Source organism: Algoriphagus sp. (genome assembly GCF_024642405.1).
GTDB lineage: Bacteria > Bacteroidota > Bacteroidia > Cytophagales > Cyclobacteriaceae > Algoriphagus.
Genome location: NZ_JAHEBC010000181.1, coordinates 1 through 7,589 on the forward strand (window position 1 = coordinate 1; position 7,589 = coordinate 7,589).

Below are 7,589 nucleotides of genomic sequence, written 5' to 3' on the forward strand. Positions count from 1 at the left end.
AGGCCCACAAAGAGAGGAGGTAGCTTTCATAAAAATGATTGGAATTTCTGGAACTGGCATTCCTGATTCTATAGCATGTTTCCTGTAATTAAGCCCAATACAAATGATTTTTGATGGACGTGCTACTGGGGATCCAATTCTTGAGTTTTCAGGTATTTTCGTAAGACTATCAATATTAGCTTCTAGCCATGCATCCAACCGATCCAGACCATTGCTTGCAAAAAAATCCTCATTCCAATCTTCATGGAAACCGGAACAGTCTAGGTAGTTTCCTTCTTTATCTATAATTCCAGGCTTCTCTTGACCAGCCTCTCCAAATCGTATCAGTTTCATTATCTAGTAGTTAGTGTCTAATTTATTAGTTGATTTTCTTGAGCTTGAGTAGGTATGTATATATAAAGAAGAGATTTTGATTTTGTCTTCAATCCTCATATATCTTACTTCTTACCTCATAAATCTTGCATCACATTTTCAATCCCAAAAATCCTCCATCAATCGGAATATTCGTTCCTGTCATAAAACTTCCAGCATCGGAGCTTACAAAGTATGCTAATTCAGCAATTTCATCTGGTGTAGCCATTCTTCCGATAGGTTGGGTCGCCGATAATTTTTCAAACATTTCCTTTTCTTTTCCAGGGTAATTTTTTGCTAGAAATCCATCTACAAAAGGGGTATGAACTCTTCCTGGAGAAAGGCAATTACAACGAATTCCATCCTGTACATAATCTCGGGCAATACTTAAGGTCATGGTGTAAGCAGCCCCTTTGGTCATACTATAGGCAAATCTGTCAGGGATGCCAATGGTTGCCGCAACAGAAGCCATATTTAAAATTGAACCACCCCCATCTTCCTTTAATTTCGGAAGGGCAGCTTTGGTACAATTAAACATGCCTTTAACATTCACTTGAAACAATTTATCAAAATCCTCTTCACTCGTATTTTCAAGATTGCCTACATGGGAAATTCCTGCATTATTAATAAGCACATCAATTTTACCAGGAATGCTGTTAATTGCTTTTGTTGCCTCAGAAGAAGATGCGATGTTACATTTAATGAAAGTTGCTTTTTGACCTTTATCTGAAAGTTCTTTGCTAATTTCTTCTCCGGCATCGTTTAGATCCAGGAAATAAACGCGAGAATTTTCAGCTGCAAATTTTTTCACCATGGCCAACCCAATTCCACTGGCTCCTCCTGTAATTACGATTGATTTATTTTTCATGATTTCGATTGAAAAATTAAGATAAGGCAGTCCTAAACTATTCGCAAAATAAATTCTGCCAATCTATAATTTTATTGTTTCACCAGTTTTGACAGACTCATCACAGGCAAAAGCAATCTTGAGACTGTTGAGCGCGTCATCTAAATGATCACTTAAATCGCAGTTTTCCAAAATAGATTTTAGGAAATAAACTTGCTCTCGATTACAAAGCTCTTGATGACCCGGTTCATCTTTCATATCAATCCATTCGTCAGCTTTGGTGAATTTATTTGCAGAATCAATTGCTGCATGATGAATTCGAATGGACTCAGTTTTGGTATGGCTATCGACATTATCAGATTTGCCGAAAGATCCTGCGTCTTTTGCAGTGATAGAAACTGAGCCTTGAGGGCCAAATACATCTTTGACGAAAAATGCGGTTTCACTTACCATTGGACCCCAGCCAGCTTCATACCATCCAACGCTTCCATCCTCGAATCTAATTTGAAGTTGTCCATAATTATAGTTGTCCTCGGCAATATCGTCAGTCAATCTGGCTCCAATGGCAGAAACAGAAATGGGTTTTGATCTTGTCATCTGACACATCACATCGATGTAATGTACCCCGCAGTCTACAATTGGGCTCAGACTTTTCATCAAATTGCGATGAACATCCCACATGTATCCCTGACTTTGTTGGTTTAGATTCATCCTCATAACCAAAGGTTTCCCCATTTTTCGGGATTCTTCAATGAATCTGATCCAGGACGGATGATGTCTCAAAATATATCCAACTACTACTTTTTTGTTTTTCTCTTTTGCTTTTGCAATGATCTTTTCACATCCCAAAATGGAATCAGCCAAAGGTTTTTCTATAAAAACGTGACATTCTGCATCTAATGCTTTTAGCGCGAAATCCTCATGGGTATCAGGATAAGTGCTGATGCAAACAGCATCCGGCTGAGATGCAATTAAAGCTTGGTCAAAATCATCGAAAAGAGGATAACTGGACTTTAGATTTTCATTAAGTCGAATCTTACTGTTTCCCCTTGCAACTAATCCACAGATTTCAAATTCATCCATCTGATGATAGGCAGTGGCGTGGGAAGCACCCATATTTCCACATCCTACAACCAAGATTCGTATTGGGTTTATTGATTTCATGGGAGGTGTTTTATTAAAACTTTACATCAAAAAAAGCTAATTAAATTATCCTTATTGCCTCTGTAGCTTTTCAAATTTTGAAGGAGAAAGATATTTGATTTTGACCTTCATGGTTACAGGTATTAATGGTTCGTCTTTGTCGTTTGTCTCAGCATCAGCAATTTTTTCTACCACATCCATTCCGGCTATAACTTGTCCAAAAACAGTGTAATCACCATCTAATCTATGGACACCCTCGGGATTTTGAATAATATAAAACTGGCATCTTGCACTGATCTTTTCTGGATTACCGTCCCTTCCGGCACCTACTGCCCCGTATTTATGAGTAAGCTCTGGTTTGATCTCCGGTGCTAATAAGTATTCCGGATCATTAAACCCTTCTTCTGTGTCAGGACAACCTCCTTGATTCACAAAATTTGGAATGACCCTATTAAAAGTAAGTGTATCCCAATATCCTGCTGTGGCTAATTCAATAAAACTTTCTTTATGATTTGGTGTGCGTTCGTCCAGCGAAATAATGATTTTCCCATAAGGTGTTTTTATTTCACCAACCGGGACTTTTTGTTGATTTTGGGACAGTCCGAGGGTTATAGTCAAAAAGAATAGAAAAATAAATGAAAAGAGTGATCTGTTAGAGAGCATTGATCAGAAGGTGTTTATTTAACTTAAATATATGACCATTTGAAATTGAATGAAAATGATTTTATTCAGAATTTTTGGTGGGATAATAATTGAAAAACCAAATCAAAAACATCCCTCAAAAAGCGAGATAGATAGTTGAATTAACTGTATTTTTAATTCTTTTCTCAGGATTTTGAAAGTACCTATCTATTAAATCGATAAAAGGAAATGGAACTTTAAATATGAATCAGATCCCATTCAGCTAACCGAATCTATTTCTAAACTTTTTTTCTTATTGTTTACCGGATTGGCATACATAGCTAAGAAGTTATCCACCATCAGAGTGTTTTTGGTATCTACTTTCTCGTTTAGTCTTTTCACAAAACCATTTTTTTCTTCTGCGGTGTAGAAAGATTTGTACTCTTCTCCACCATAAAGCAGGTCGTGTGCAATGTAATTACTCGGCCAGAGCATATAACCTGACAAGATTTTCTGATCAATAACAGCTGCTAATTGGCTTAATTTTTCACTTTGATTAATTTCCATTTTTGAGATTTCGGAAATCTCTTTGTCCAAAATTCCATTTACCTGAATGTGAATTCTTTTTTTGGTTCCCATAATCCCTCTCAATAGGTTCAAAAAATCCTCATTTTCACTTTTGACATATTTCTCCTGACGGGATTTAGCAAGAAGCTCAGGCATTTTTAAAATATCCGTTGGATCGTATTCATATGATATAGAAATCGGAACTACTCTTATTTTTTCAAAAAATCCAAAAGGATTATTTCCATCTTCAGCGAGAGTTAGCATTTTTAAAACCCCACGGTGGGTTGCGTCATTTCCATCTTTAGTCCTGCCCTCTCTTTGGGCAGTCCAGACAGATCTGTTTTCATGAATCAAGGATTTTTTGATGTATTCCGATGCTAGTTGCGAGCTTTCTAACAAGGCTCTTCCTTGAAGCCCTCTTTTAATTGCGAAATTTCTGTTTAAACGAGATAAGGTGTGGAGGAATTTCTTTTTGATAAGGTTATCGCCTATAGCAGAGGTCGTTAATACCAATCCATTTTCATGCAAGCAGGAATTCAGCAAAGAAGTATCCAGAATAATATCTCGGTGATTGGAAATGAAAAGATAAGAGGTATTTGGTTTGAGAACCTCAAATCCTCCAATACTCAATCCATCTGAACTTTTTTCAAGAACTTTTCTAACACCAGGATAAATGAAATTAATTTGAAAATCTCTTAAAGAATGCGTGTGCAGCATTAAATCTTTCCAATGTTCTTTAGAATCATGAGGGAAAGTGAAATTCATCATTGCCTCCAGCATAGGATCATCCACTATTTCTCGAATAGCGGCATTCGCTTCTGCGTCATAAAAAGGCCTGATAGAATCAAAATTTGCCATAGTGGGATAAAGGGTTATCCTGCAAAAAGCAAAATTTAGGGCAATTTTTGAAGTTTCTCGTGTAAATGATTTTTTAAGAAAGGGCTAATTATTCCCATTTCAGGTGTTTAGAGATAAATAAAAGATGGTATGGTAAAGAATTCGTCCAATATTCCCAAGTGTGTGCACCAGGTCTTTCAGTATAATCATGTGGAGTTCCATTTTCCAAAAGTAATTGATGGATTTGCCTATTTGTATTGATTAAGAAATCATCCACACCAATGTCAAAAGTTAATGCGATTCCGTTGTTTTTCATATTATCGATAAGCCCAACTGCCGTATAAATAGAAAATGGAGAATCATACTGCAATTCACCCAGCATGGCTTTTTGTTGACCGTTTCTGATGTTTCTAAATTCATCAGGAACTTCCCACATTCTTGTATCTATGTTCATGACGCCGCTCATGCTTCCTGCGGCAATGAATAATTCAGGGTGCTTGGCACTCAGCATCATTGCACCATGGCCTCCCATCGATAAACCTGCAATAGCCCGGGACTCCCTTTTTGCTAGCGTATTGTATTTTCTATCTATTTCCGGGATCAGTTCCTTAATAAAATAGGTTTCATATCGAACAGAATCCATCAAAGGACTATCATAATAATAACTGGACGGTCCAACCCCAGGTGTGACAATAATCAGGTTGTGTTGTTCTGCCATTTTATTGACCAAACCCGGTTCGGTAACTTTTTTATGCCAATCATCAAAAGCTCCAAATCCCCCATGAAGTAAATAAAGAACAGGAAGTTTTGATGTAGATTCAGAATAGCTTGATGGAGTTGTTACAGCTGCTTTCAAGTTTTTCTTCATTACAGCACTATATACTTCAATGGTATCTACTTTCGCTTGAGCCCAAACAATAGATGGCAAAAGCATCAATAAAAAAAGAATATTTTTCATGAATTGATAGAGTTTCGGGTTGAATAAGATTCTAAAATAGGGATTATTAGAAAAAGATAGGATGAAAGGTCATGACATAAATCATTTTCTTCAGAATCGTAATTTAGTACCTTCACGATCATAAATATGAAAAATATCACTCTTCAAAATATCGCAAACTTGCTAATTGTTTTAGTTCTGGGAGCAATCTTGTTGAGGGAAGGCTCTTTTATTTTTGTACCGTTGGTTTGGGGCGTTTTTTTTGCGTTTGCATTAAATCCCTTGTCAAACTGGATTGAAGAAAAACGAATCCCTAGGGGACTTGCAATTATCTTAAGTATCCTTATTGTGAGCTTGATCACTTTTGGTGTTTTATATTTATTAATGGATCAAGTGATTGGATTGATTGGGGATATACCAGAAATAGGATCTGCTTTTAGTTCCAAATTGGATAATTATATAGCTGATATTCAGGCTTTAATTGGATTTGAGATTGATTCTAAAGAGTTGGTGAGCTTTGAAAGACTTCTTGATTTTTCCAGATTAAATCAAACAATTTTTGCTACTGGCAAGTCGATAGCTTTGGCAGGAATCATTCCTCTCTACATTTTTCTGTTGATGTATTACAAAGACTTTTTCGTGGAATTTTTGATTAAAAAATCCAGTGATTCAAATGAAAAAATAATTGATTGGGCGAAAGACTCCGGTAAGGTTATACAGTTTTATCTGGCCGGGATTTTAAAAGTCACCGTGATAGTAGCTATTCTGGCTGGTATATTTTTCTATTTCATTGGGGTAAAGTACTTTCTACTTTTTGCTGTTTTTATAGCTTTAATGAATTTGATCCCATATGTTGGAGTGTTCTTGAGTTCCTTATTTGTTATTTTATATGTGTTTTTAACTACAGACTTACTCATTTATCCAGTATTGACATTTCTGGTGTTATGGGGAATACAACTTTTGGAAAATAATCTAATTACACCGCTTGTAGTGGGTTCTCAGGTAAAAGTAAATGCTCTCGCGGTTGTCCTGTCAATATTAATTGGAGGTTGGGTTTGGGGGATTTCAGGAATGGTTTTGTTTATTCCTTTAGTCGGTGTCTTGAAAATCACTTTGGAAAGGAATGAAGCGTTAAATGCCTACGGATTCCTATTAGGTGACGAGATTACTATTTCTGAGAAGAATGAAAATTTTTGGAAACTTATTAAAAAGAATTTAAGAAATCCTAAATCTAAATGATTCAAATTTTTTCAAACAATATTTCTTTATTCAATCAAATTAGTGATTGATAATTAAGTTGTTATAACTTTATTATTCCTGTTTAAGGTAAAAATTTCCTTTTATTTTGAATTATACGGAACTATTTATTCCCGAGTATGATTGAACGTTCATTCACTTGCCAATGGAAAATCTTCAAAATAAAAGGAACTGTATATTGGAAAGCGCACTAGAGCTGATCAATGACTATGGTTTTCATGGTAGTCCCATCAGTAAGGTCGCTAAAAATGCAGGAGTTGCTGCTGGATCCATCTATACTTATTTTGAAAGCAAAGAAGAGTTGATTTTAGGGGTCTATGATTATGTTACAAAAAGTATAAAAAACTATGTTGCCGAGAAGGACGATATTACTTTAAGGTTTGAATCTCGGTTTTTTAATTATTGGAAAAATTACACAGAATTTTACGACCTTAACCCAGCGAAGCATGGATTTTATGATCAATTCCTAAATTCCCCCTTTTATTTAGAAAAGACCGATCAAATTCCAAATATCTGGCATGAATGGTCGAATAGCTTTTTTCAGTCAGGTATTGATGAAGGAGCGATAAAAAACATAAACCCTACGATTCTAGCAATTTTGGTTAATTCCAATATCAGGTCTATTGTTAGCATCAAAAATAACTTCAAACAAAAACTTGCCAGTAATAATGTAAATCTGGAAGAGATCTCCCAACTCATTTGGAAGGGGATTAAAAACGATTGACCCAAACCTTTTTAAGAAGTAAATTTTATTCAACAATTAATTCTATGTTCAAAAAACATAATCTGCTAGTTGGATTGGGTGTTTTGCTCTTTTCCACTATTGGTTTTAGCCAGGAGGACCAAGCTGTTCCCCAGGGGGAGCTTACCCTTGAGGAAATTTTGGATTATTCTCTTTTAAATAGTCCTCTTATTCGACAATCCCAGATAGATCAGGAAATAGGCGATCAGGAAATTAAGTCAGCACTATCAGGTTGGTATCCACAGATTTCAGCTTCAGCGGGTGGTAATTATAATATCAAATTACAG

General features: G+C 35.8%; 9 protein-coding genes. 3 read left to right on the forward strand and 6 right to left on the reverse strand.

The window, feature by feature from the left end; all coding sequences use genetic code 11:
* The 6 genes from Q0L68_RS13230 to Q0L68_RS13255 all read right to left on the reverse strand — a co-directional run.
* Positions 1–333 (reverse strand): fumarylacetoacetate hydrolase family protein (locus Q0L68_RS13230; protein WP_366938401.1); only part of this gene is annotated, 333 nt, incomplete at its 3' end.
* A gap of 130 nt (positions 334–463) precedes the next feature.
* Positions 464–1,219, reverse strand: a complete 756-nt coding sequence (locus Q0L68_RS13235; RefSeq protein ID WP_296703958.1) for an SDR family oxidoreductase — start codon at positions 1,217–1,219, stop codon at positions 464–466.
* Between the two features lie 63 nt (positions 1,220–1,282).
* Complete coding sequence (locus Q0L68_RS13240; RefSeq protein ID WP_296703961.1) at positions 1,283–2,362, reverse strand: Gfo/Idh/MocA family oxidoreductase; 1,080 nt, start codon at positions 2,360–2,362, stop codon at positions 1,283–1,285.
* A gap of 51 nt (positions 2,363–2,413) precedes the next feature.
* Positions 2,414–3,004 carry a peptidylprolyl isomerase gene (locus Q0L68_RS13245; protein ID WP_296703965.1) on the reverse strand — a complete coding sequence of 197 codons (591 nt, stop codon included), beginning with the start codon at positions 3,002–3,004 and terminating at the stop codon, positions 2,414–2,416.
* 237 nt (positions 3,005–3,241) lie between these two features.
* Positions 3,242–4,387, reverse strand: coding sequence for a 1-acyl-sn-glycerol-3-phosphate acyltransferase (locus tag Q0L68_RS13250; protein ID WP_296703968.1), 1,146 nt, complete (start codon positions 4,385–4,387; stop codon positions 3,242–3,244).
* Positions 4,388–4,475: 88 nt separating this feature from the next.
* On the reverse strand, positions 4,476–5,324 hold the full coding sequence (locus tag Q0L68_RS13255) for an alpha/beta hydrolase family protein (protein ID WP_296703971.1): 849 nt from the start codon (positions 5,322–5,324) through the stop codon (positions 4,476–4,478).
* A 126-nt stretch (positions 5,325–5,450) separates the two neighbouring features.
* Between Q0L68_RS13255 and Q0L68_RS13260 the strand changes: the two genes are divergently transcribed.
* The 3 genes from Q0L68_RS13260 to Q0L68_RS13270 form a co-directional block, all read left to right on the forward strand.
* Entirely contained in the window at positions 5,451–6,542 is a 1,092-nt protein-coding gene (locus tag Q0L68_RS13260; protein WP_296703974.1) for an AI-2E family transporter, read from the forward strand.
* A gap of 196 nt (positions 6,543–6,738) precedes the next feature.
* Positions 6,739–7,284, forward strand: a complete 546-nt coding sequence (locus tag Q0L68_RS13265; RefSeq protein WP_296703976.1) for a TetR/AcrR family transcriptional regulator — start codon at positions 6,739–6,741, stop codon at positions 7,282–7,284.
* Positions 7,285–7,328: 44 nt separating this feature from the next.
* Positions 7,329–7,589, forward strand: a 261-nt coding sequence (locus Q0L68_RS13270) for a TolC family protein (protein ID WP_296703979.1), incomplete at its 3' end; no start/stop codon positions are given.

Excerpts from the sequence above, each read along its gene's own strand:
- Q0L68_RS13235 (WP_296703958.1), bottom strand. The coding sequence starts at position 1,219 with ATGAAAAATAAATCAATCGTAATTACAGGAGGAGCCAGTGGAATTGGG.
- Q0L68_RS13240 (WP_296703961.1), bottom strand. The coding sequence starts at position 2,362 with ATGAAATCAATAAACCCAATACGAATCTTGGTTGTAGGATGTGGAAAT.
- Q0L68_RS13245 (WP_296703965.1), bottom strand. The coding sequence starts at position 3,004 with ATGCTCTCTAACAGATCACTCTTTTCATTTATTTTTCTATTCTTTTTG.
- Q0L68_RS13260 (WP_296703974.1), top strand. The coding sequence starts at position 5,451 with ATGAAAAATATCACTCTTCAAAATATCGCAAACTTGCTAATTGTTTTA.
- Q0L68_RS13255 (WP_296703971.1), bottom strand. The coding sequence starts at position 5,324 with ATGAAAAATATTCTTTTTTTATTGATGCTTTTGCCATCTATTGTTTGG.
- Q0L68_RS13250 (WP_296703968.1), bottom strand. The coding sequence starts at position 4,387 with ATGGCAAATTTTGATTCTATCAGGCCTTTTTATGACGCAGAAGCGAAT.